Below are 21,894 nucleotides of genomic sequence, written 5' to 3' on the forward strand. Positions count from 1 at the left end.
CATTCGCCGGATAACCGCCTACACCCCGGCCCAGGCCCGGTCCAGTATCCGCTGCTGCAGGGCGGTCGCCGCCATCGTCCCGTACACCCGTCCGCCTTCACCATCCAGCCGGCTCGCCGCAAAAGCCTCCGCGACATCCTGCGGCGCATGCCGCAGCATCAGCGCCGCCTGCGCCGCCAGCACGAGCCGCTGCGCGATGCGCCGCGCCAGCGCCTCCTGTTCGTCGGGCGCGGCCCGCAGGTCGCGCTGCAGGCCGCCCAGCAGGGCCAGCAGCCCGGCATGTCCGTCCGCCGCATCGCGCAGGTCGCCCAGCAGCAGCATCGCGCCTTCCGGGTCGCGGCCGATGGCGCGCAGCACGTCCAGGCACATCACGTTGCCCGAGCCTTCCCAGATCGAGTTGACCGGCGCTTCCCGGTACAGCCGCGCCATCGGCCCGGTTTCCACGTAGCCGTTGCCGCCCCAGACTTCCATGCATTCGCCGGTGAATTCGATTGCGCGCTTGCAGACCCAGAACTTGGCGGCCGGCGTGACGATGCGTCGCCAGGCGCGCTGCAGCGGGTCGTCCGCCTGGTCGAAGGCGGCGGCCAGCTTCATCATCAGACGGGTCGCGGCCTCGCTTTCCAGCGCCAGGTCGGCCAGCACGTTGCGCATCAGCGGCTGCCCGGCCAGCAGGCGGCCGAAGGCGGACCGGTGGCGCGCATGATGGGCGGCCTGCACGAAAGCCTGGCGCATCAGCCCGGCGCTGCCGATCACGCAGTCGAGCCGGGTGTAGTTCGCCATCTCGATGATGGTCGGGATGCCGCGCCCCGGCTCGCCGACCATCACGCCCGTCGCGCCCTGGAACTCGACCTCGCTGCTGGAATTGGACTGGTTGCCCAGCTTGTCCTTCAGGCGCTGGATCAGTATCGGATTCTTGCTGCCGTCATTGCGCCAGCGCGGCACGAAAAAGCAGGACAGGCCTTCGTCGGCGCGCGCCAGCACCAGGTGCGCGTCGCACATCGGCGCCGAGAAAAACCACTTGTGCCCGGTCAGCGCGTAACTGGCGCCGCGGCCTTCGCCATCGAGCGGCGTGGCTGTCGTGGTGTTGCTGCGCACATCGGACCCGCCCTGTTTCTCGGTCATGCCCATGCCGACCAGCATCGATTTCTTCTGCGCCAGCGGCAGGTCGCGGGCATCGTGCTCCAGCGAAAACAGCTTGTCGCGCAGCGTGGCGAACAGCGCCGGCTCGCCCGCCAGCACCGGGATCGACGCATAGGTCATCGTGGTCGGGCACAGCGAGCCGGACTCGACCTGCGCATGCAGGAAGTAGCCGGCCGCGCGCGCCGCCTGCGCCCCCGGACGCGGCGCGATGAAGGGCAGCGCATGCAGTCCCTCGCGCCGCAGCGACGCCAGCAGCTGGTGCCAGCTCGGGTGGAATTCGACCGCATCGATGCGGTTGCCGACGCGGTCATGGGTACGGAGTTCCGGCGGATGGCGGTTGGCGAGCGCGCCCAGTTCCAGCATCGCGGCGCTGCCGAGCGCCTGGCCCAGGCCCTGCAGCCGCTCGGCGTGCCAGCCGGCGCCGTTCTGCGCGAGCGCATCGGCCAGCGCCGCATCCGTCGTGAAAAGGTTGTAGTCCTGCAGTTCCGGCGCCTGGTTGGTGACCGCGTGCGTGGGCCATGGCATGATGTCGTCTCCTTGGATCGGGCGTTTTCCCTGATTCTGGGGCCGCCGGCATTCTGCTACAAGTGCTTCCCGGCAGTCGGGTAAAATGCGGCTTCAGTCCATCCAGTCAAAATTTCCGCGTCTCCATGTCCTATCAAGTCCTCGCCCGCAAGTATCGACCGAAAAGCTTTGAGACGCTTGTCGGGCAGGAGCACGTGGTGCGGGCGCTGACCCATGCGCTGGAGCAGAAGCGGCTGCATCATGCCTACCTGTTCACCGGCACCCGCGGCGTCGGCAAGACCACGCTGTCGCGCATCCTCGCCAAGTGCCTGAACTGCATCGGCCCGGACGGGCAGGGCGACATCACCGCCCATCCCTGCGGCGTCTGCGATGCCTGCGTGGCAATCGACGCCGGCCGCTTCGTCGACTACATCGAAATGGATGCGGCCTCCAACCGCGGCGTCGACGACATGGCGCAGCTGCTGGAGCAGGCGGTGTACGCGCCGTCCAATGCGCGCTTCAAGGTCTACATGATCGACGAAGTCCACATGCTGTCCAACCAGGCGTTCAACTCGATGCTGAAGACGCTGGAGGAGCCGCCCGAGCATGTGAAGTTCATCCTGGCGACCACCGACCCGCAGAAAATCCCGGTGACCGTGCTGTCGCGCTGCCTGCAGTTCAACCTGAAGCAGATGCCGCCCGGCCAGATCGTCGGGCATCTCGAAAACATCCTCGGGCAGGAGCATATCGAGTTCGAAGTGCCGGCCCTGCGCCTGCTGGCCCAGGGCGCGCATGGCTCGATGCGCGATGCGCTGTCGCTGACCGACCAGGCAATCGCCTATGCCGCTGGCCGGGTCACGCTGGACGCGGTGCAGGGCATGCTGGGCGCGCTCGACCAGTCCTTCCTGGTGCGCCTGCTCGACGCGCTGGCGACCGACGACGGCGCGGCGCTGCTGGCGGTGGCCGACGACATGGCTGCGCGCAGCCTGTCCTATAACGCTGCGCTGCAGGACCTGGGCTCGTTGCTGCACCGGGTCGCGCTGGCGCAGTCGGTGCCGGCGGCGCTGCCGGAAGACCTGCCGGAACGGGAACACATCCTGCGGCTGGCGCAGGCGTTCGAGCCGGAAGAAGTGCAGCTGTATTACCAGATTGCCGTGCACGGCCGCAACGAGCTTGGCCTGGCGCCGGACGAGTACGCGGGTTTCACGATGACGCTGCTGCGCATGCTCGCGTTCCGGCCCGGCACGATGCCGCAGGAGCAGGCGCCGCCGCAGAAACCGGCCGCAGCCGCTGCCGCCCCGGCCCGTGCAGCGCCGATCGCACAGGCAGCTTCGATGGCGCCGGCAGCGCCGCCGGTGCGCCAGGCGGCAGCGGTGCTCGACGCCGCGCCCGCAAGGACGACGGTGCCGGCCGAGCCGGTCGCGGCCGCCAAGGCGCCGCCGCGGCCCGCTGCGATCAGCCCGGCACGCGCGGCGCTGGAAGCGGCGCGCAACATGAAACGCGGTTCGGCGCCCGCAGCCGCCATGCCTGCGGCTGTGCCCGCGCCAGTGGCCGCGCCCGCGCCGCAGCCGCAGCCGTCATCGTCATCGTCATCGTCATCGTCCGACATGCCGCCCCCCTGGGACGACATACCGGTGTTCGACGAGTACCAGGAACCGGCTCAAAAAAAAACTGAACCGGTAAGGGCGGAAGCGCCGCCGCCGGCCCCTGTGCCCGAACCTGAACCTGCACGGCCGCCGGTCGCGGTGCCGGAACTGGGCTGGGACGGCGACTGGCCGACGCTGGCGTCCGCGCTGCCGGTGCGGGGCGTGGTGCACCAGCTGGCGCAGCAGAGCGAACTGCTCGACTGCGTACAGGAAGGAAATACCTTCCTGTTCAAGCTGCGGGTGCCGATCGAGACCCTGTGCTCCGCCGCCAGCCTGGAAAAGCTGACCGCGGCGCTGCAGGAACGCTTCGGCCGGCCGGCCCGGGTGCAGACCGAGATCGGTGCGGCGCGCCAGACCGCGAATGCCAGGGCGGTGGCCGAGCGGGAAGCGCGCCAGCAGCAGGCGGAACAGACCATGCACAGCGATCCATTCATCCAGACGCTGATGCGCGAGTTCGGCGCGACCATCGTGCCGGGATCCATCAAACCAGTTTAATCGGCATAATCAGCAATCAGCACAGGAGCGCAAAAATGATGAAGAACCAATTGGCAGGCCTGATGAAGCAGGCGCAGGCAATGCAGGACAACATGAAGAAGATGCAGGACCAGCTCGCCACCATCGAGGTCGAGGGCCAGTCCGGCGCCGGCATGGTCAAGGTGACCATGACCTGCAAGAACGACGTGAAACGGGTGTCGATCGACCCGTCGCTGCTGGGCGAGGACCGCGACATGCTGGAAGACCTGGTGGCCGCCGCCTTCAACGACGCGGTGCGCAAGGCCGAGGCGACCACGCAGGAAAAGATGGCGGGCATTTCGGCCGGCATGCCGCTGCCGCCCGGCTTCAAGATGCCGTTCTGATCCGTCCGACGCCACGTGAAGACGCCATCCAGCCTCGACTTCCTGGCCGAGGCGCTGCGCCGGCTGCCCGGCATCGGCCCCAAGTCGGCCCAGCGCATCGCCTACCACCTGATGCAGCATGACCGCGACGGCGCGGCCATGCTGGGACGCGCGCTGACCGAGGCGGTCGAGCGCATCCACCATTGCGCTTCATGCAATACGTTTACCGAAAACGAGATCTGCGAAACCTGCCTCGACCCGGAGCGCGACGCCGCGCTGCTGTGCGTCGTCGAAACGCCGGCCGACCAGTTGATGATCGAGCAGACGCTGACCTACAAGGGCATGTATTTCGTGCTGATGGGCCGCCTTTCCCCGCTCGACGGCATCGGCCCGCGCGACATCCACCTCGAACGCCTGATGCGGCGCGCCACCGACGGCGTGGTGCAGGAGGTGGTGCTGGCGACCAATTTCACCAACGAAGGTGAAGCCACCGCGCATTACATCAGCGAGACGCTGAAAGCCCGCGGCCTCAAGGTCAGCCGCCTGGCGCGCGGCGTGCCGGTCGGCGGGGAACTCGAATATGTCGACGCCGGCACGATTGCGCGCGCGATGCTGGACCGCCGCAGCACTTGATAAGCGCGGTTTTCTCCCTATTTGTAGTCGTACATCGCACAGATGGCTGATTGTCGTCCTAGCGGATGTGACATCGCTTGCCGGTATTGGGCTAGAATCTGGCAACTTTTTCTGAAGGCAGGCAATAATGGAATTTGACAAGGATCTCGACGCGCGCGGCCTGAATTGTCCGCTGCCTATCCTGAAGGCAAAGAAAGCGCTGGCCGAGATGATGAGCGGCGAAGTCCTGCGGGTGGTGGCAACCGATTCCGGATCGGTGCGGGACTTCCAGGCATTCGCGAAGCAAACCGGCAACCAGTTGCTCGAGCAGTCCGAAAGCGGCCAGGAATTCACCTTTTATATGCGTCGGAAGTAGGGCTGCGCAATATTTAGTGGCATTCCTCTATCCTCTAATAGCACGAGCGTGCTAAATTTCGGCACGTTTTGCGAAATACTCTTATAATCGTTGTTTGGTTTACGTTAACGTCAATCTGATTTTTCAAAGGCAGAGCTATGAAAGTACTGGTTCCAGTCAAGCGCGTGGTGGACTACAACGTCAAGGTGCGGGTCAAGTCCGACGGCTCCGGCGTTGATATTGCCAACGTCAAGATGTCCATGAATCCCTTCGACGAGATCGCCGTCGAGGAAGCAATGCGCCTGAAGGAAGGCGGCAAGGTCACGGAAGTCGTCGCCGTGTCCTGCGGCGTCGCCCAGTGCCAGGAAACCCTGCGTACCGCGATGGCCATCGGCGCCGACCGCGGCATCCTGGTCGAGACCACCGAGGAACTGCAGCCGCTGGCGGTCGCCAAGCTGCTCAAGGCGCTGGCCGACAAGGAGCAGCCGCAGCTGATCATCCTCGGCAAGCAGGCCATCGACGACGACAGCAACCAGACCGGCCAGATGCTGGCCGCGCTGCTGGGCTGGGGCCAGGCGACGTTCGCGTCCAAGGTCGTGATCGAAGACGGCAAGGCCACGGTCACCCGTGAAGTCGACGGCGGCCTGGAAACCATCGCATTGCCGCTGCCGGCCATCGTCACCACCGACCTGCGCCTGAACGAGCCGCGCTATGTCACGCTGCCCAACATCATGAAGGCCAAGAAAAAGCCGCTGGAAAACGTCAAGCCGGCCGACCTCGGTGTCGATGTCACGCCGCGCCTGAAGACGCTGAAAGTGTCCGAGCCGCCCAAGCGTTCGGCCGGCATCATGGTCAAGGACATCGCCGAGCTCGTTTCCAAGCTGCGGAACGAAGCGAAAGTCATCTAATTTCACGGGAAAGACATCATGGCCGCATTGGTTATTGCAGAACACGATAACGCTACCCTCAAGGGCAGCACCCTCAACACCGTCACCGCCGCGTCCGAATGCGGCGGCGAAGTCCACGTGCTGGTTGCCGGCGCCAACTGCGGCGCCGCTGCCGAAGCAGCCGCGCAGCTGGCCGGCGTGACCAAGGTCCTGGTCGCCGACGGCGCGCAGTTCGCCGACGGCCTGGCCGAGAACGTTGCCGAGCAGGTGCTGGCGCTGGCCTCGAACTACAGCCACATCCTGGCGCCGGCCACCGCCTACGGCAAGAACATCCTGCCGCGCGTCGCCGCCCGCCTGGACGTCGCGCAGATTTCCGAGATCACCAAGGTGGTTTCGCCCGACACCTTCGAGCGCCCGATCTATGCCGGCAACGCGATTGCCACCGTGCAGTCGGCCGACCCGGTCAAGGTCATCACCGTGCGCACCACCGGCTTCGATGCCGCTGCGCAGGGCGGATCGGCTGCGGTCGAAAACGTCGAAGCCGCCGGAGACGCCGGCAAGTCGTCCTTCGTCTCGCGCGAGCTGGCCAAGTCCGACCGTCCGGAACTGACCGCCGCCAAGATCATCGTTTCCGGTGGCCGCGGCATGGGTTCCGGCGACGCGTTCAAGATCCTCGAGCCGCTGGCCGACAGGCTGGGCGCCGCCATGGGCGCATCGCGCGCCGCGGTGGACGCAGGCTACGTGCCCAACGACTGGCAGGTCGGCCAGACCGGCAAGATCGTGGCTCCCCAGCTCTACATCGCGGTCGGCATCTCGGGCGCGATCCAGCATCTGGCAGGCATGAAGGATTCCAAGACCATCGTCGCCATCAACAAGGACCCGGAAGCGCCGATCTTCAGCGTGGCTGATTACGGCATCGCCGGCGACCTGTTCGAACTGGTGCCGGAACTGGTCAAGGAACTGGGCTGATTTAATCCGGGTTGAACCGCCACGGGCAGGATGCGCACAGGCGCTACCTGCCCATTTTTTTGGGAGTATCAGATGAGCTATGCCGCCCCCCTGAAGGACATGCTGTTCGTGGTCAATGAACTGGCCAACCTGTCCGCCGTCCATGCCCTGCCGGGCTGCGAGGACGCCACGCCCGAGACCGTCGAAGCGGTGCTCGAGGAAAATGCGAAATTTTGCGGCGAGGTGGTGGCGCCCCTGAACGTCGCCGGCGACCGCGAGCCGAGCGCCTGGAAAAACGGCGAGGTGACCACTACCCGCGGTTTCAGGGAGGCCTTCCATGCGTTTGGGCAGGCTGGCTGGCAGGGCGTGCAGCACCCGGTCGAATTCGGCGGCCAGGGCTTGCCCAAGCTGGTGGCGACGCCCTGCATCGAGATGCTGAACTCCGCCAACCTGTCGTTCGCGCTGTGCCCGCTGCTGACCGACGGCGCCATCGAGGCGCTGCTGGTGGCCGGTAGCGACGAGCAGAAGAAGATTTACCTGTCCAACCTGATCTCGGGCAAGTGGACCGGCACCATGAACCTGACCGAGCCGCAGGCCGGCTCCGACCTGGCGCTGGTGCGCACCCGCGCGGTGCCGCAGGGCGACGGCACGTTCAAGGTGTCCGGCACCAAGATCTACATCACCTACGGCGAGCATGACATGGCCGAGAACATCGTCCACCTGGTGCTGGCGCGCACGCCGGACGCGCCGGAAGGCGTGAAGGGCATCTCGCTGTTCGTCGTGCCGAAGTTCCTGGTCAATGCCGACGGCAGCCTGGGCGAGCGCAACGACGTGCATTGCGTGTCGATCGAGCACAAGCTGGGCATCAAGGCCAGCCCGACCGCGGTTCTGCAGTTCGGCGACCACGGCGGCGCCATCGGCACGCTGGTCGGCGAGGAAAACCGCGGGCTCGAATACATGTTCATCATGATGAACGCGGCCCGCTTCGCGGTCGGCATGCAGGGTGTCGGCGTGGCGGAGACCGCGTACCAGAAGGCCGTGGGCTATGCGCGCGACCGCGTGCAGTCGCGCGACCTGGCCGGCTCGCCCGGCCCGGTGGCCATCATCCACCACCCCGACGTGCGCCGCATGCTGATGTCGATGCGGGCCCAGACCGAGGGCGCACGGGCGCTGGCCTATGTGACGGCCGCCGCCTACGATGCCGCGCATCATTCGGACGATGCCGCGGTGCGCAAGCAGAACCAGGCGTTCTACGAGTTCATGGTGCCGGTGGTGAAGGGCTGGTCGACCGAGATGTCGATCGATGTCGCGTCGACCGGCGTGCAGGTGCATGGCGGCATGGGCTTCATCGAGGAGACCGGCGCGGCGCAGTACTACCGCGACGCCCGCATCCTGACCATCTACGAAGGCACCACCGCGATCCAGGCCAATGACCTGGTCGGCCGCAAGACCGTGCGCGACGGCGGCGCGACCGCCAAGGCCATCCTGGCCCAGGTGCGCGCGACCGAGGCCGAACTCGAAAGCGCGGGCGGCGACCTCGCGGCGATCCGCAACCAGCTGGCGGCGGGATCGAAGGCGCTGGAGGAAGTGGTCGACTACATCGTCGCCAACATGAAGTCGGACATCAAGGGCGTGTTCTCAGGCAGCGTTCCCTACCTGAAGATGGCCGGCATCGTGCTGTGCGGCTGGCAGATGGCGCGCGCCGCGCTGATCGCGCAGCGCAAGCTCGACAGCGGGGAGGGCGATGCGCGCTTCTACCAGGCCAAGATCGCCACCGCGCGTTTCTTCGCCGACCACCTGCTGTCGCAGGCGTCGGGCTACCGGGCGGCGATCGTCGGCGGCAGCGTCGGCGTGCTGGCGCTGGCCGAAGACCAGTTCTGAGCCGGCCGGGCCGGCGGTTCAGCCGTAGGAGCCGCCGGTCAGCAGGATGTCGAAAGTCCGCGCAATCGCCGCGATCAGCGCGGTTGCGCCGCATGCGAGGGCCAGCACCAGCATCAGCGGCACCTGCCAGCCGGTGTCGGACGTGCGGCCCGACTCCGGGTTGTGGCGCGCATCCCACTTTTCATCCGGCGTCACGCCGATCACCAGCGTCTCCAGGAAGGCCGCCAGCACCGACAGCACGAACGGGCCGGCGCTGAAGATGGCTGGCGCCTCCGGGTACCCCAGCATCAGCAGCGCCGACAGCGGCAAGGTCGCCAGGTGGACCCAGCCCCACAGGTCGCGCCGCCCGTACAGGTAGAAGCGGTGCAGGCCGGCGCTGCCGAGCAGCAGCGCGAGCAGGGTGGCGAGGGTCTTGTTCTTGTGGGTGCGCATGGGTCAGGCGGAAGCGGGCGAAATCGCGGGCGTAGTGTGCATCAGCACTGCCGGCGTGGCAATCGCCGCATCGCCTGAAAACCGCCTTATACTGTCGCCTCGCCGCGCTTCCCGCGCCGGCCACTCAGCCTGGACACTCATTAACCTGTCCGTTTCCGGGGAAAACCCGCTATAATCACTGGTTTTTCCCGTCTCCGTACACTTTTTGGAAATATTATGGTCGTCATTCGTTTAGCCCGTGGAGGCGCCAAGAAGCGCCCGTTCTTCAACATCGTCGTGACCGATTCCCGTAATCGCCGCGACGGCCGCTTCATCGAGCGCATCGGTTTCTACAATCCGGTCGCTTCCGGCGCCGAAGAGTCGGTCCGTATCGCCCAGGACCGCCTGACCTACTGGCAAGGCGTTGGCGCGCAGCTGTCGCCAACCGCTGCCCGTCTGGTCAGCCAGGCTGCGACGAAAGCCGCAGCTTAATTACAGGCAGCAAAGATGACCGCATCGGGAATCCCGGTTCCTGACGACCTGGTGCTGGTCGGCTACGTGTCCGGCGCTTACGGCATCAACGGCTGGGTGCGCGTCAAGCCCTATTCGTCCGATGGCGATGCGCTGCTGGCCGCCAAGACCTGGTGGCTGGACAAGCCCGAGATGCGCGACGTCGAAATGATGCAGTCCAAGCTGCACAACGACGAAGTGGTCGCAAGGCTGATGGGCGTTGCCGGCCGCGACGCCGCCGAGGCGCTGAGAGGCGCCGCCGTGCATGTGCGTCGCAGCCATTTCCCGGCGCTGGACAACGATGAATTCTACTGGATCGACCTGATCGGCCTGGCAGTGGTCAACGAACGCGGCGAGTCGCTCGGCGTGGTCGGCGACCTGATGGACAATGGCGCGCATCCGATACTGCGGGTCGAGCAGCCGGCGGCAGAGGGCCAGAAGCCCGCGCCGGAATTGCTGATTCCCTTCGTCGACCAGTTCGTCAAGACCGTGGACCAGGCAGCGCGCCTGATCACGGTGGACTGGGAAGCGGATTATTCGTGACGGCACAGGCAGCAGCGGTGCGCGGGGAAGGGTGGCGGTATGCAGTTTGATGTCGTGAGCCTGTTCCCGGAAATGTTTTCGGCAATTACCCAGTCGGGCATCACCCGCCGCGCTTTCGAGCAGGGGCGGTGTGGCCTGGGCCTGTGGAATCCGCGCGATTTCACCAGCGACAATCATCGCACCGTGGACGACCGGCCCTATGGCGGCGGCCCCGGCATGGTGATGCTGGCCAGGCCGCTGGAAAGCGCGCTGAACGCCGCCGGCGAACGCCAGCAGCAACTGGGCCTGCCCAGGCCGCGGGTGATCTACCTGTCGCCGCAAGGCCGGATGCTGGACCACCAGCGCGTCATGCAGCTGGCGGCCGAGCCGGGGCTGGTGCTGCTGTGCGGACGTTACGAGGCGGTGGACCAGCGCCTGCTGGACCGCTGCGTCGATGAGGAAATCAGCATCGGCGATTTCGTGCTGTCGGGCGGCGAGTTGCCGGCGATGGCGCTGATGGATGCGGTGATCCGGCAGTTGCCGGGCGTGCTGCATGACGATGCGTCGGCAGTCGAGGACAGTTTCGTCAACGGGCTGCTCGACTATCCGCATTACACCCGCCCGGAAGTGTACGAGGGCGAAGCGGTACCGGCGGTGCTGATGGGCGGCCACCATGCCGAGATCGTCAAGTGGCGGCGGCAGCAGGCGCTCAGGGCCACGCTGGCCAAGCGGCCGGCGCTGATCGCGAGTGCGCGGGCGGCCGGGCTGCTGAGCGCAGCCGATGAAAAGTTTTTGAGCAGCCTGCAGTAAGCAGGCTGAAAAAAGAGCGCCTGGCCATGTTGGCCAGGCGGTTATGTTGAACCCCATCCTCTACCGGGCTGCATCAATGAAGCGCCGGCAAGATGGCACCAGGAGCAATAAATGGATCTGATCCAGCAACTCGAGCAAGAAGAGATTTCGCGTCTCGGCGCCAACATTCCCGATTTCGCCCCAGGCGACACCGTGATCGTCAGCGTCAACGTGGTAGAAGGCACCCGCAAGCGCGCCCAGGCGTACGAAGGCGTCGTGATTTCCCGCCGCAACCGTGGCCTGAACTCGAACTTCATCGTCCGCAAGATTTCGTCGGGCGAAGGCGTCGAGCGTACCTTTCAGCTGTATTCCCCGCTGATCGCGTCGATCGAAGTCAAGCGTCGCGGCGATGTCCGTCGCGCCAAGCTGTACTACCTGCGTGAGCGCTCGGGCAAATCGGCGCGCATCAAGGAAAAACTGCCGGCACGTCGCGTCAAGGCCGCACCAGCAGCATAATTCGCTGCGGCGTATCATGCGAGGGCACCACGATGGTGCCCTTTTTTCATGGCCGGCCGTACCCATATCCCCAGCCATGGCTGCTTTTTCCGCTGACTTCGTGCCTGTCCCGCCTGCAGCCGCCGGGATGCGCCGGGAACCCCTGTTTTGACCAAACTGCATTTCGACCCAAAAATACTTCCGATCGAATCCCTGGCTGGCGAAGCCGCCGTGCTGGCCGAGGAGCTGAGCGTCGAGCGCCTGCGCAGGCGCTTCGCCAACCCGCCGCGCTGGGAGCCGGAAACCATCGAGGAGCGCCTGCTGCGCGTGCGCGACGGCAATCCGACCCGGGCATCGGTGCTGATGCCGCTGGTGCAGCGCGAGCAGGGCCTGACCATGCTGCTCACCGAGCGCACCGCGCACCTGACCGACCATGCCGGCCAGGTCAGCCTGCCGGGCGGCCGCGCCGAGCCGGAAGACCCGACCGCAATCGACACCGCGCTGCGCGAGACCGAGGAAGAAATCGGGCTGGCGCGCCAGCACATCGAAGTGCTGGGCACGCTGCCTGACCATTTCACCGGCACCGGCTATCGGGTCACGCCGGTCGTCGGGCTGGTCCATCCGCCGTTCGAGCTGAAAGCCGACCCGTTCGAGGTCGAGGAAATTTTCGAAGTGCCGCTGGCTTTCCTGATGGATGGCATGAACCACCAGCGGCGCAGCATCGAGGCGCCCGGCATTGCGCGGCGCACGTTCTATACGATGCCGTATGACCGATTCTTCATCTGGGGCGCCACCGCCGGCATGCTGCGCAACCTGTTTCATTTCCTGCGAGCATGATATTTCGGTCCCGCATGCCGTTGGCGTCGTCGTTTGATTACTTACTATCACTACGTTATCGTAGCGGCTGCTGACCTCATGGGCGACTGATGACCTTTATCTCCATTCTTCTCGCACTGCTGATCGAGCAACTCAAGCCCCTGCGCGCCGACAACCCGGTGTATGGGGCCATCAAGAATTACGCGATCCGGGTCGAGGGCTGGTTCAACGCCGGCCATGTCGAGCATGGCCGCCTGGGCTGGCTGGTGGTGATCGCCAGCCTGACGCTGCCCACCGTGCTGATCTACTGGCTGTGCATGCGGGTCAGCCCCTTCCTCGCGCTGGCCTGGAATGTGCTGATCCTCTACCTGACGCTGGGTTTCCGGCATTACAGCCATTACTTCACCGCCGTGCAGTTCGCGCTGAATACCGGCGACACGGAAACCGCGCGCAAGCTGCTGGCCCAGTGGCTGCGCCAGGACACCAGCGGCATGGATGCGCCGGAACTGGCGCGGCTGGCGGTGGAAAAGGCGCTCATCACCACGCACCGGCATGTATTCGGCGTCTTTTTCTGGTTCCTGATGCCGTTCGGCCCGGCGGGCGCGGTGCTGTACCGGGTGGCCGAATACCTGGCGCGCGCCTGGAGCGAGCCCGACCATATGAAAACCGAGGCATTCGGGCGCTTTGCGATCCGCATCTACTACTGGATAGACTGGGTGCCGGCGCGCCTGACCGCGGCCGCGTTCGCCATCGTCGGCAATTTCGAGGATGCCATCTATGCATGGCGCAATTTTGCGCGGCGCTGGCAGAACGAGACGACCGGCATTATCCTGTCAGCTGGCGGCGGCGCGATGGGCGTGCGGCTGGGCACGCCGCACGAGAATGCGACCAGCCTGCTGCTGACCATGGACGAGGCGACGATAGACGCCGCGGGCGTCGAGGCCGAGACGCTTCCCGGCGAGGAGCCGACGATACGAGCGCTGCAGAGCACGGTCGGGCTGGTATGGCGCGCGCTGCTGCTGTGGATGCTGCTGTTGCTGCTGCTGTCGGTCGCGGTCTGGCTGGGATGAGCCGGCAGCAATCGTAAATTTCACATCGTGGTAGCGGGTTTTAGGGAAACTCTTCTATAAGATATAATATGTAATACCAATCTTGATACAAGAATTTCCCGGCCTGACGCTACACGATGGCGCACGGCTTTCCAAGTTGCCTTTCCACCGAAATCGCATCCGCCATGGCAGATCCCGACAAGACCAGCGCAGCGCCAGCCAACGAGTTCTTCATCCAGGGGATCACCAGCGACGGCCGCACTTTCCGTCCGAGCGACTGGTCCGAGCGGCTGTGCGGGGTGCTGTCGCACTTTCGTCCGGAAGGCAGCGGTGGGCGCAATGCGCACCTGAAGTATTCTCCCTACGTTCGGCCGACCCTGCTCAATGGCGTTAAATCTGTGCTGGTCAACGAACAATTGCGCGAGATAGAGCCGCTGGCTTACCAGTTCGTCATCGATTTCGCGCGCGACAATGACCTGCAGGTGGTAGAGGCCTGCCTGCTGCCGGACGCCGACAGCAAGGACACCAGGCCCTAGCGCCGGAAAGCGACACCAGAACCATGGCCCATGCACATACCGATCATCATCACGACCATGCGCATGGCCATCATCATCACGCGCCCCCCGCGCCGGGCGACCATAGCCGCGCCTTCCTCATCGCCATCCTGCTCAACGTCGGTTTTGTCGGCGTCGAGTTCGCCTACGGGCTGATCGCCCATTCCACCGCGCTGATGGCCGACGCCGGCCACAACCTGTCCGACGTGCTCGGGCTGGTGCTGGCCTGGGTGGCCGCGGTGCTGACCAAGAAGCGCCCGGAGGGCCGCTACACCTACGGCCTGCGCGGCACCTCCATCCTGGCCGCGCTCGGCAATTCGATGCTGCTGCTGGTGGCCTGCGGCGGCATTGCCTGGGAGGCGGTGCTCCGGCTCACCGCGCCGGCCCCGGTGGGCGGCCTGACGGTCTCCGTGGTCGCCGGCGTCGGCATCGCGGTCAATGCGTTCTCCGCCTGGCTTTTCATGGCCGGCAGCAAGGGCGACCTGAACCTGCGCGGCGCTTATCTGCACATGGCCGCCGACGCGCTGGTGTCGCTGGCGGTGGTGGCCGGCGGCCTGATCATGCTCTACACCGGCTGGTACTGGGTCGACCCGGTGCTGTCGCTGGCGATCGTGGCCGTGATCCTGGCCAGCAGCTTCGGCCTGCTGCGCGATGCGCTGCGGCTGTCGCTCAATGCGGTGCCGGCGCACATCGTGCTGGACGACGTGCATGCCTACCTGGCCGCGCTGCCCGGCGTGATCGCGGTGCAGGACCTGCATGTATGGGGGATGAGCACAACCGAGACTGCGCTGACCGCCCACCTGCTGATGCCGGGCGGGCATCCCGACGACGCGTTCTTCAACGAGGTCGCCGGCGAACTGGCGGAACGCTTCGGCATCAAGCACAGCACGGTGCAGGTCGGCATCGAGCAGCCGGTGCGCTGTGCGCTGGTGAGCTGAAGGCCGCCGCCGGCCTTATTTCAGCGCGGCGCGATGCGGCGCCAGCTTAATTAATCCATCTTAATAATGCATGCGCCGTCCGGCGCGAGTCTGCATTCTCCGCGCTTCGGGAATTGCGCCGCCCAGCGCTTGCATTCCCTGCAGTGCCCGCCCCTCGTACCGACCTGCCAGCGTGCCGGCGGCGCGGGCGTCTCGCCCACCAAGCCAGCGGAATACATCACCATGGATCGTGCTTCATCAGCCGGTTTTACGCTGATCGAACTCCTGATAAGCATCGCGATTATCGCCATCCTCAGCGCCGTTGCCTTTCCCTCCTATACCGACCATGTCCGCCGCGGCCATGCGGCCGTCGCCGCCGCAGCCCTGGCAAGCTGGCGCGTCGGCCTTGAACAGTATTACCAGGATCACCGCCGCTACGGCGCGAACGGCGCATGCGGCGGCGCGACGCCGTCCTCCCGCGAGTTTTCCTATCGCTGCGAGACGCCCGCCGACGGCCAGGGCTTCCTGGCCACGGCCACCGGGGACGGGACGCGCGGCATGGGCGACTTCATTTATTCCATCGACCATGCCGGACAGCGCCGCACCCTGGGATTGCCGGCCGGCTGGGGCGCGACGCCACGCGACTGCTGGGTCGGCAGCAGGAGCGGCGCATGCTGACGGGTCGCCAGCGCGGCGTGACGCTGATCGAATTGCTGATAGGGGTGACCATCATCTCCTGCCTGCTGCTGGTCGGCATGCCGTCATTCACCGGCTGGATACGGGACCTGCAGGTCCGGGGCGCGGCCGAGTCCATACAGTCCGGCCTGCTGCTGGCGCGCAGCGAGGCGATACGGCGCAACCGCCCGGTGCAGCTGACGTTGGCCGATGCCGGCGGACTGGTCGAGTGGCGCATCGGCTGCGTCCCGGCCGACGCAGCCTGCCCGGCCCTGATCGCGGAGCGCAAGCGCGGGGAAGGCGGGCTCAATACCCGGATGGCGGCATCGGCGGTGGCCGCCGCTGCCGCCGTGGCGAACGTGGCAGTCGTGGCGACCGACGCCGGCGCCGGCGCGGCGCTGGCCGCCGGCGCCGGGCTCCCGGTAAGCATCGCCTTCAACGGGCTGGGCCGCCTGGCCGGCCCGGCGCCGGACCGGATCGAGGTCAGCCACGCGACGCCGGGCGCGCGGCGGCTGGTCGTCAGGATCGACGCCGGGCTGGCCAGGGTCTGCCGGCCGCCCCAGGACTGCGCATGAAGCGGCGCTGGCAGCGCGGCACCTTCCTGCTGCAGAGCGTGATGGCGATGGCGCTGTTCTCGGTCGGCGCGCTGGCCGTGCTGATGCTGTCGGCCAGCGCGAAGCGCCAGGCCGCCGACGCCCATTACCGCGCCACAGCCAGTGTACTGGTCGGCGAACTGGCCGCCCGGATGCGCCTGGGTCCGCGGGATGCCGGCGCGCTTGCCGCGCAGTACGGCGCGAACGGCGCCGGCGCGAGCCGCTTCGTCGCCGACGCCGCACTGGTCCTGCCGAATGTCGCGGGCCATCCGCCGGAGATTGCCATCGATGCCGACGGCAATGTCGTCATCAGGCTGCGCTGGCAGGCGCCCGGAGATGCCACAGCCCACCAGTATGTCGCCGCGACCCGGATTGCCGACTAGGCGCGCCGGCTTCGGCCTGGCCGAACTGATGGTTGGCCTGTCGCTGGGCCTGCTGACGCTGCTGGCGATGTCGCAGGCGTATATCGCGTTCCACTTCCAGCACCGGGATACCGACAGCGGTATCGGCGCGCAGACCAGCGCGATGAATGCGCTGTATGCGATCGAGCGCGACGTGCTGCAGGCCGGGCAGGGCATGGCCGACCGCCGCCTGCTGGGCTGCGACGCCCGCCGCGACGCCGGCGGCAGCCTGCTGCTGGCGCCGGCGCAGATCGTCGCCGGCGGCCAGGGCGGCCCCGACACGCTGCACCTGCTGCTCGGCGACAGCCGGGCGGCGCCGGCCCGGCTGGCCGCCGGCCTAGCGCCCGGCAGCGCCACGATCGCTGTCGGCAGCACGCTGGGCATGCGGCCCGGCGACTTCCTCGCGCTGCAGCAGGCCGGCCGGCCATGCGCGCTGCTGCGCGTGGGCGGCGTGACCAGCGCGCTGCAGGCAAGCCGGGTTGCCGAGAATGGCGCGGCGGCGCCCGGCAACGCCGACGCGGTGGGCGACAGCGCTTATTCCAGCGAGGCCATCGTCGTCAACCTGGGACGGCTGGAACGGGTCACCTATGCGATCAGCGGCACGCTGCTCCAGCGCACGCGCACCGTTTATCCCGGCGCCGCGCCGACCACCGAGAATATTGCATCGAACATCGTCAGCCTGAAGCTGCAGTACGGCTTCGACACGCGCCCGGGCGCGCAGGCCCGGCTCCAGGTCGACACCTGGAGCGAGACGATGCTGGATGCCGACCGCAGCGGCGCCAGCGGCGACCGCGGCGACTGGCAGCGCATGGGCGGGCTGCGCCTGGCCGTGGTGGCCCGCAGTCCGTTCCGCCAGGCCCCAGGCGTCGGCGGCGCCTGCGCCACCACCGTCGAGGGCGCCGCCAATGCGCCGGGCTGGCAGGCCATGCAGGCCGACGGCGCGACGGGCAGGAGCCCGATCAGCCTCGCCCACCTTCCCGACTGGAAGTGCTACCGCTACCGGGTCGCGGAAACGGCGGTGCCGATACGCAATGTCGTCTGGGGCGCGCCTTGACCGGCGAGCCGCCGGACCGCTTCAGCCGCATTGGACAGCCTGGACAGCCTGGCCACCCTGGCCGGCATGGCCGCGGCAACGTGCTGCTGGCCGCGCTGGTGATGCTGATTGCGCTGATGCTGGGCGCCGCCGCGCTGATGAGGATGGTGGACAGCGCGAACCTGCTGTCCGGCAACCTCGCATTCAAGCGCGCGGCCACGCTGGCCGCCGAGGCCGGCGTCGAGGCCGCGATCGACTGGCTGGGACGGCAGGACGCCGCCACGCTGGCGGAAAACCGGGTCGAAGCGGGTTATTACGCCAGCGACGCGGCCGATTTCGATGGCAGCGGCAACCGCGGCGGCAGCCAGTCGGCCACGGTGGACTGGCAGGACGACGGCTGCGGGGGCGCCACGGTTGCGCGTTGCCTGAAACCGGTCGCCTTGCCCGCCCGCGACGCCGCAGGCAACGCGGTGCATTACCTGGTGCAGCGGCTGTGCGCCGCCGCCGGACCGCATACGGCAGCCGGCGACTGCGCGTTCCACCTGCCCGCCGAAGCCGAAAGCAGCAGCCGCACCGGCCTCAGCTATGGCCGGAACAAGCGGCTCGTCGCCGCACCGACGGCCTATTACCGGATCACCGTACGCGCAAGCGGACCGCGCAACACCGTCAGCGTGATCGAAGTCCTGGTGCGCTACTGAAGGCCCGTTTTGCCCCATGCCAGCGACGCGCGGTCGTCCCATCCATCGATAACCGGAGAATGCCATGCCCGATTGCCGGATTGCCCGACTACTGCGGCGCGCAGCAAGCGGATTTTGCCTGCTGGCCGCATTCGCCGCCGCCCACGCAGCGCCCACGGACATCGCCAGCGCGCCGCTCAGGACGGCCGGACCCAAGCCCAACATCATGCTGGTGCTCGACGATTCGGGCAGCATGCAGTGGAGCTATCTCGGCGACAGCGTCAAGTCCAACGGCTATCCGAACACGGTCGGCTACCGCAGCGCACTGTGCAACAAGCTGTACTACAACCCGTCCAACACCTACCTTCCTCCGGTCGGGACGGATGGCGCGGCGGTCCCTTCCGCAACCTTCGGCGCCGCCTGGCTGGACGGTTACCGGCGCGCCGACGGCGACGCCCGGGTCGACCTCGGCACGGCCTTCAGGGCCTGGCGCTCGTACTGGAGCGACCCCGGCGCGGCGTCGTGGGATTGCTGGGACGGGGCGGGCCACTGCCGGGACCCGGCTGACGGCGCCGGCGTCGGCAACCAGCCCGGCGCCGCCTACTATTTTGCCTACCAGGGGCAGCGCCGCGGCCGGCTCGGCGACGGTTCGGCATTCGACGACTGCCGGGACAGCCGCTTCGACGTCGCGCCGGGCGGCGACGCCAACTGGAAAAAAGTGGTCGTGGGGCCGGACTCGGGCGTCGGCGGCAGCGACGAGCGGCAGAATTTCGCCAACTGGTACAGCTTTTACCGTACCCGCATCCTGCTGATGAAAACCTCGCTGATCAGGGCGGTGCGCGAACTCGGCGACAGCTACCGCATCGGTTACAGCACCATCGGCTATACCGGCGCCGACACGGCCGATGTCGGCTACCTCGCCATCGCCGATTTCGATGCGGCCCAGAAGTCGGCGCTGTACGCCAAGCTGTCGGCGCTGGTCGTGCCGGCGTCCGGCACGCCGCTGCGCGGCGCGCTGTCCAAGGCCGGCCGCATGTATGCAGGCCGGGCGGCAGCCGGCGGCAGCGACCCGGTGCAGTATTCCTGCCAGCACAACTACACCATCTTGTCGACCGACGGCTACTGGAACAGCAACGTCCGCCTGGGCGTGGAGGAAGACGGCGGCTATGGCCCGCTCGGCCTCGACGGCAGCCCGGTCGGCAATGCCGATGCGCTGCTGCCGCGCCCGCAATACGACGGCACCCCGGCCGCTGCCGGCGCGCCGGGCGGCGCGGCCGACACGCTGGCCGACGTTGCCGCCTATTATTACCGCACAGACCTGCGCCATCCCGACCTGGGCAATTGCAGCGGCGCGCTCGGCGCGGACGTCTGCAGCAACAACGTGCCCGCTTCCAGCGCCGACCCCGCCAGCCACCAGCACATGACCACCTTCACGCTGGGGCTGGGCGTCAGCGGCACGCTGCGCTACGACCCCGACTATGCCGGCGCGCAGTCCGGCGATTTCGCCGATATCCGCAACGGCGCCGCCGACTGGCCGCCGCCGGTATCGTTCGGCCCGGCCCGGGTAGACGACCTGTGGCATGCGGCGGTCAACGGTGGCGGTTACTACTTCAGCGCCGCCGACTCCACGGCGCTGGCGTCGATGCTGTCGAGCGCCCTGGCGAGCGCGCGTTCCCGCCCTGGCGCCGCGGCCGCGGTGGCGACCAGCCGGCTCGAGCCGGTGGCGGGCGACAACCAGGTCTTTCTCGCCAGCTATCGCAGCGTCGCCTGGGACGGCGAGCTGGAAGCCCGCGCGGTCGATCCGGCGACCGGCCTGGTGTCGTCGACGCCGCTGTGGTCGGCCCAGGACAGGCTGCGTTCGCAAGCCGACAGCGGCAGCCGCACCGTGCTGACCGACGATGCGGCCAGCCTGCAGGGAAGCCGGCTCAAGCCTTTCGCCTGGGATGCGCTGAATGCGGACGAGAGGGCGCCGTTCAGTGATCTGTGCGCACCGGATCCGAAGCTGTCCCAATGCGCGGACTTCGATCCCGGCCAGTTGTCCACAATTAATGGCGAGAAGCTGCTTGCCTACCTGCGCGGCAGCAGCCGCGACGCCGCCGGCGCATCGTCCCTGTTCCGCCACCGCGAGCGGGTGCTGGGCGACATCGTGAATGCCCAGCCGCTCTACGTGGCGGCGCCGCCGTTTCATTACGCGGACCCCGGCTACCTCGGCTACAAGGCCGCGCAGGCGTCGCGCCAGCCCATGATTTACGCGGCCGCCAACGATGGCATGCTGCATGCGTTCCGCGCCAGCGGCGGCGATGCCGGCAGCGAAGCCTGGGCCTATGTGCCGGCGCTGGTGCTGCCCGCGCTCTACCGGCTGGCCGACCGCGACTATGCGGCGCGGCATCGCTACCTGCTCGACGGCTCGCCGGTGGCGGCCGACATCTGCCCGAAATCGCCTCCCGCAACCTGTGCGGCCGGCGAATGGCGGACCATCCTGGTGGGCGGCTACGGCGCCGGCGGGCGCGGCTACTATGCGCTCGACATCACCGACCCGGCTGCGCCGCGCGCGCTGTGGCAGTACACGGTGACCGACGATGCCGACCTCGGCCTGAGCTTCGGCAACCCGGTCATCGCCAAGCGCGCCGACGGCGCCTGGGTGGTGGCCGTGACTTCCGGCTACAACAATGTCCATCCGGGCGACGGCCGCGCCTATCTCACCGTGCTCGACGCCGCCAGCGGCCGCCGACTGGACAGGATCGGCACCGGCGCGGGCGGGGCGGGCACGCCGGCCGGCCTGGCGCGCATCAGCGCCTGGGTCGACAGCCCGTCCGACAACACCGCCAGCCGCATCTATGGCGGCGACCTGCTCGGCAACGTATGGCGCTTCGACATCGACCGGGGCAGCGCGGCGCTGCTGGCGCAGCTTGGCGGCCGGAACGGCGCCGGCGCGCAGCCGGTCACGACCCGGCCCGAACTGGCCATGATCCGCCAGGCCGGCGCGCAATACCCGGTGGTGGTCGTCGGCACCGGCAGCTACCTCGGCGCCAGCGACGCGGCCAGCACCGCGCAGCAGAGCATCTACGTGATGAAGGACAGCCTGCGGCCCGACGGCGCGGGCTTGGGCCAGGTCCGCCGCGACGGCGTGCTGGTGCGGCAGGCGCTGACGGCCCGGGACGGCGGCCGCCGCATCACCGCGAGCCCGGTCGACTGGGCGAGCGGCGCCGGCTGGTATGTCGACCTCGACCCGGCCGGCGCGACGCCGGGCGAACGGATCAATGTCGACATGGAGGTGGCGCTGGGCGTGCTCAAGGCCGTGGGCAACGTGCCTTCCGACGCGGTATGCAGCCAGGGCGGCTCGGCCTGGCTGTATGCGCTGGACCTGGCCAGCGGCGCTACCTTGCCCGGCGCCACGGCGGCTGGCAGGCCGGTGTCGGCGCAGGCGATGCTGACCGGCGTCAGTACGCTCCGGCTCACCAGCGGCGCCACCACCACGCTGGCCGCCGACAGCGCCGGCGGCGTCGGCAGCTATGCCGATCCGGCCGTGCCGGCGTCGTCGGGCAAGGTCAGGCGGGTGGACTGGCGGGAGCTGGCCGACTAGGGCATGCAAGGACGGGGCCGCAGGGACAGGGTAGGGTCAGCGCCCGGTCCCGGCATCATG

The 21,894-nt window shown here is 67.7% G+C and carries 23 protein-coding genes; 21 read left to right on the forward strand and 2 right to left on the reverse strand.

The features are described from left to right. Positions 1–18: 18 nt before the first annotated feature. Positions 19–1,665, reverse strand: a complete 1,647-nt coding sequence (locus QOL82_RS00900; protein WP_283440337.1) for an isovaleryl-CoA dehydrogenase — start codon at positions 1,663–1,665, stop codon at positions 19–21. 125 nt (positions 1,666–1,790) lie between these two features. Between QOL82_RS00900 and dnaX the strand changes: the two genes are divergently transcribed. From dnaX to QOL82_RS00935, 7 genes are all read left to right on the forward strand, one after another. Beyond that, entirely contained in the window at positions 1,791–3,785 is a 1,995-nt protein-coding gene (gene dnaX, locus QOL82_RS00905; RefSeq protein WP_283440338.1) for a DNA polymerase III subunit gamma/tau, read from the forward strand. Positions 3,786–3,820: 35 nt separating this feature from the next. Beyond that, the gene (locus QOL82_RS00910) at positions 3,821–4,147 is read left to right on the forward strand and encodes a YbaB/EbfC family nucleoid-associated protein (protein WP_283440339.1); all 327 of its coding nucleotides are present in this window, start codon (positions 3,821–3,823) and stop codon (positions 4,145–4,147) included. A 15-nt stretch (positions 4,148–4,162) separates the two neighbouring features. Next, positions 4,163–4,759 carry a recombination mediator RecR gene (gene recR, locus QOL82_RS00915; RefSeq protein ID WP_283440340.1) on the forward strand — a complete coding sequence of 199 codons (597 nt, stop codon included), beginning with the start codon at positions 4,163–4,165 and terminating at the stop codon, positions 4,757–4,759. A 127-nt stretch (positions 4,760–4,886) separates the two neighbouring features. Next, complete coding sequence (locus tag QOL82_RS00920; protein ID WP_283440341.1) at positions 4,887–5,114, forward strand: sulfurtransferase TusA family protein; 228 nt, start codon at positions 4,887–4,889, stop codon at positions 5,112–5,114. 137 nt (positions 5,115–5,251) lie between these two features. Next, positions 5,252–6,001, forward strand: coding sequence for an electron transfer flavoprotein subunit beta/FixA family protein (locus QOL82_RS00925; RefSeq protein WP_283440342.1), 750 nt, complete (start codon positions 5,252–5,254; stop codon positions 5,999–6,001). An 18-nt stretch (positions 6,002–6,019) separates the two neighbouring features. After that, positions 6,020–6,949 (forward strand): electron transfer flavoprotein subunit alpha/FixB family protein, encoded by a 930-nt coding sequence (locus QOL82_RS00930; RefSeq protein ID WP_283440343.1) that lies wholly within the window; start codon positions 6,020–6,022, stop codon positions 6,947–6,949. 72 nt (positions 6,950–7,021) lie between these two features. Next, entirely contained in the window at positions 7,022–8,809 is a 1,788-nt protein-coding gene (locus QOL82_RS00935; protein ID WP_283440344.1) for an acyl-CoA dehydrogenase, read from the forward strand. A gap of 18 nt (positions 8,810–8,827) precedes the next feature. Here QOL82_RS00935 and QOL82_RS00940 read toward each other — a convergent pair whose 3' ends face one another. Beyond that, on the reverse strand, positions 8,828–9,241 hold the full coding sequence (locus QOL82_RS00940) for an NINE protein (RefSeq protein ID WP_283440345.1): 414 nt from the start codon (positions 9,239–9,241) through the stop codon (positions 8,828–8,830). Positions 9,242–9,457: 216 nt separating this feature from the next. Here QOL82_RS00940 and rpsP point away from each other — a divergent pair, with 216 nt between their 5' ends. The 14 genes from rpsP to QOL82_RS01010 all read left to right on the forward strand — a co-directional run bounded on the left by rpsP (position 9,458) and on the right by QOL82_RS01010 (position 21,834). Further along, complete coding sequence (rpsP, locus tag QOL82_RS00945; RefSeq protein WP_283440346.1) at positions 9,458–9,712, forward strand: 30S ribosomal protein S16; 255 nt, start codon at positions 9,458–9,460, stop codon at positions 9,710–9,712. Between the two features lie 15 nt (positions 9,713–9,727). Then, positions 9,728–10,273 carry a ribosome maturation factor RimM gene (gene rimM / locus QOL82_RS00950; protein ID WP_283440347.1) on the forward strand — a complete coding sequence of 182 codons (546 nt, stop codon included), beginning with the start codon at positions 9,728–9,730 and terminating at the stop codon, positions 10,271–10,273. Between the two features lie 39 nt (positions 10,274–10,312). Next, on the forward strand, positions 10,313–11,062 hold the full coding sequence (gene trmD / locus QOL82_RS00955) for a tRNA (guanosine(37)-N1)-methyltransferase TrmD (protein WP_283440348.1): 750 nt from the start codon (positions 10,313–10,315) through the stop codon (positions 11,060–11,062). 111 nt (positions 11,063–11,173) lie between these two features. After that, the gene (rplS, locus tag QOL82_RS00960) at positions 11,174–11,557 is read left to right on the forward strand and encodes a 50S ribosomal protein L19 (protein WP_283440349.1); all 384 of its coding nucleotides are present in this window, start codon (positions 11,174–11,176) and stop codon (positions 11,555–11,557) included. A 147-nt stretch (positions 11,558–11,704) separates the two neighbouring features. After that, complete coding sequence (locus QOL82_RS00965; RefSeq protein WP_283440350.1) at positions 11,705–12,373, forward strand: CoA pyrophosphatase; 669 nt, start codon at positions 11,705–11,707, stop codon at positions 12,371–12,373. Between the two features lie 89 nt (positions 12,374–12,462). Beyond that, positions 12,463–13,422: a CobD/CbiB family protein gene (locus tag QOL82_RS00970; RefSeq protein WP_283440351.1), complete on the forward strand. Its 960-nt coding sequence runs from the start codon at positions 12,463–12,465 to the stop codon at positions 13,420–13,422. Positions 13,423–13,586: 164 nt separating this feature from the next. Beyond that, the gene (locus QOL82_RS00975; RefSeq protein ID WP_283440352.1) at positions 13,587–13,937 is read left to right on the forward strand and encodes a DUF3579 domain-containing protein; all 351 of its coding nucleotides are present in this window, start codon (positions 13,587–13,589) and stop codon (positions 13,935–13,937) included. A 23-nt stretch (positions 13,938–13,960) separates the two neighbouring features. Beyond that, positions 13,961–14,893 carry a cation diffusion facilitator family transporter gene (locus QOL82_RS00980; protein ID WP_283440353.1) on the forward strand — a complete coding sequence of 311 codons (933 nt, stop codon included), beginning with the start codon at positions 13,961–13,963 and terminating at the stop codon, positions 14,891–14,893. Between the two features lie 222 nt (positions 14,894–15,115). Beyond that, entirely contained in the window at positions 15,116–15,550 is a 435-nt protein-coding gene (locus tag QOL82_RS00985; RefSeq protein ID WP_283440354.1) for a type IV pilin protein, read from the forward strand. Then, positions 15,544–16,122, forward strand: a complete 579-nt coding sequence (locus QOL82_RS00990; protein ID WP_283440355.1) for a pilus assembly FimT family protein — start codon at positions 15,544–15,546, stop codon at positions 16,120–16,122. Before QOL82_RS00985 ends, QOL82_RS00990 begins: the two co-directional genes overlap by 7 nt. Then, entirely contained in the window at positions 16,119–16,523 is a 405-nt protein-coding gene (locus QOL82_RS00995; protein ID WP_283440356.1) for a type IV pilus modification PilV family protein, read from the forward strand. Before QOL82_RS00990 ends, QOL82_RS00995 begins: the two co-directional genes overlap by 4 nt. Next, on the forward strand, positions 16,513–17,595 hold the full coding sequence (locus QOL82_RS01000; RefSeq protein WP_283440357.1) for a PilW family protein: 1,083 nt from the start codon (positions 16,513–16,515) through the stop codon (positions 17,593–17,595). The genes QOL82_RS00995 and QOL82_RS01000 overlap by 11 nt, the downstream gene beginning before the upstream one ends. Further along, positions 17,592–18,272, forward strand: a complete 681-nt coding sequence (locus tag QOL82_RS01005) for a pilus assembly PilX family protein (protein WP_283440358.1) — start codon at positions 17,592–17,594, stop codon at positions 18,270–18,272. The genes QOL82_RS01000 and QOL82_RS01005 overlap by 4 nt, the downstream gene beginning before the upstream one ends. Before the next feature lie 64 nt (positions 18,273–18,336). Further along, positions 18,337–21,834, forward strand: a complete 3,498-nt coding sequence (locus QOL82_RS01010; protein ID WP_283440359.1) for a pilus assembly protein — start codon at positions 18,337–18,339, stop codon at positions 21,832–21,834. Positions 21,835–21,894 lie beyond the last annotated feature (60 nt).

Origin of the sequence: Noviherbaspirillum suwonense, assembly GCF_900182955.1 — a bacterium.
Lineage (GTDB): Bacteria > Pseudomonadota > Gammaproteobacteria > Burkholderiales > Burkholderiaceae_D > Noviherbaspirillum_A > Noviherbaspirillum_A suwonense.

What these genes read in the sequence shown, in the direction of transcription:
- QOL82_RS00900 (WP_283440337.1), bottom strand. Translation starts at nt 1,665, where the DNA reads ATGCCATGGCCCACGCACGCGGTCACCAACCAGGCGCCGGAACTGCAG.
- dnaX (WP_283440338.1), top strand. Translation starts at nt 1,791, where the DNA reads ATGTCCTATCAAGTCCTCGCCCGCAAGTATCGACCGAAAAGCTTTGAG.
- QOL82_RS00910 (WP_283440339.1), top strand. Translation starts at nt 3,821, where the DNA reads ATGATGAAGAACCAATTGGCAGGCCTGATGAAGCAGGCGCAGGCAATG.
- QOL82_RS00920 (WP_283440341.1), top strand. Translation starts at nt 4,887, where the DNA reads ATGGAATTTGACAAGGATCTCGACGCGCGCGGCCTGAATTGTCCGCTG.
- QOL82_RS00925 (WP_283440342.1), top strand. Translation starts at nt 5,252, where the DNA reads ATGAAAGTACTGGTTCCAGTCAAGCGCGTGGTGGACTACAACGTCAAG.
- QOL82_RS00930 (WP_283440343.1), top strand. Translation starts at nt 6,020, where the DNA reads ATGGCCGCATTGGTTATTGCAGAACACGATAACGCTACCCTCAAGGGC.
- QOL82_RS00935 (WP_283440344.1), top strand. Translation starts at nt 7,022, where the DNA reads ATGAGCTATGCCGCCCCCCTGAAGGACATGCTGTTCGTGGTCAATGAA.
- QOL82_RS00940 (WP_283440345.1), bottom strand. Translation starts at nt 9,241, where the DNA reads ATGCGCACCCACAAGAACAAGACCCTCGCCACCCTGCTCGCGCTGCTG.
- rpsP (WP_283440346.1), top strand. Translation starts at nt 9,458, where the DNA reads ATGGTCGTCATTCGTTTAGCCCGTGGAGGCGCCAAGAAGCGCCCGTTC.
- rimM (WP_283440347.1), top strand. Translation starts at nt 9,728, where the DNA reads ATGACCGCATCGGGAATCCCGGTTCCTGACGACCTGGTGCTGGTCGGC.
- trmD (WP_283440348.1), top strand. Translation starts at nt 10,313, where the DNA reads ATGCAGTTTGATGTCGTGAGCCTGTTCCCGGAAATGTTTTCGGCAATT.
- rplS (WP_283440349.1), top strand. Translation starts at nt 11,174, where the DNA reads ATGGATCTGATCCAGCAACTCGAGCAAGAAGAGATTTCGCGTCTCGGC.
- QOL82_RS00970 (WP_283440351.1), top strand. Translation starts at nt 12,463, where the DNA reads ATGACCTTTATCTCCATTCTTCTCGCACTGCTGATCGAGCAACTCAAG.
- QOL82_RS00975 (WP_283440352.1), top strand. Translation starts at nt 13,587, where the DNA reads ATGGCAGATCCCGACAAGACCAGCGCAGCGCCAGCCAACGAGTTCTTC.
- QOL82_RS00980 (WP_283440353.1), top strand. Translation starts at nt 13,961, where the DNA reads ATGGCCCATGCACATACCGATCATCATCACGACCATGCGCATGGCCAT.
- QOL82_RS00985 (WP_283440354.1), top strand. Translation starts at nt 15,116, where the DNA reads ATGGATCGTGCTTCATCAGCCGGTTTTACGCTGATCGAACTCCTGATA.
- QOL82_RS00990 (WP_283440355.1), top strand. Translation starts at nt 15,544, where the DNA reads ATGCTGACGGGTCGCCAGCGCGGCGTGACGCTGATCGAATTGCTGATA.
- QOL82_RS00995 (WP_283440356.1), top strand. Translation starts at nt 16,119, where the DNA reads ATGAAGCGGCGCTGGCAGCGCGGCACCTTCCTGCTGCAGAGCGTGATG.
- QOL82_RS01010 (WP_283440359.1), top strand. Translation starts at nt 18,337, where the DNA reads ATGCCCGATTGCCGGATTGCCCGACTACTGCGGCGCGCAGCAAGCGGA.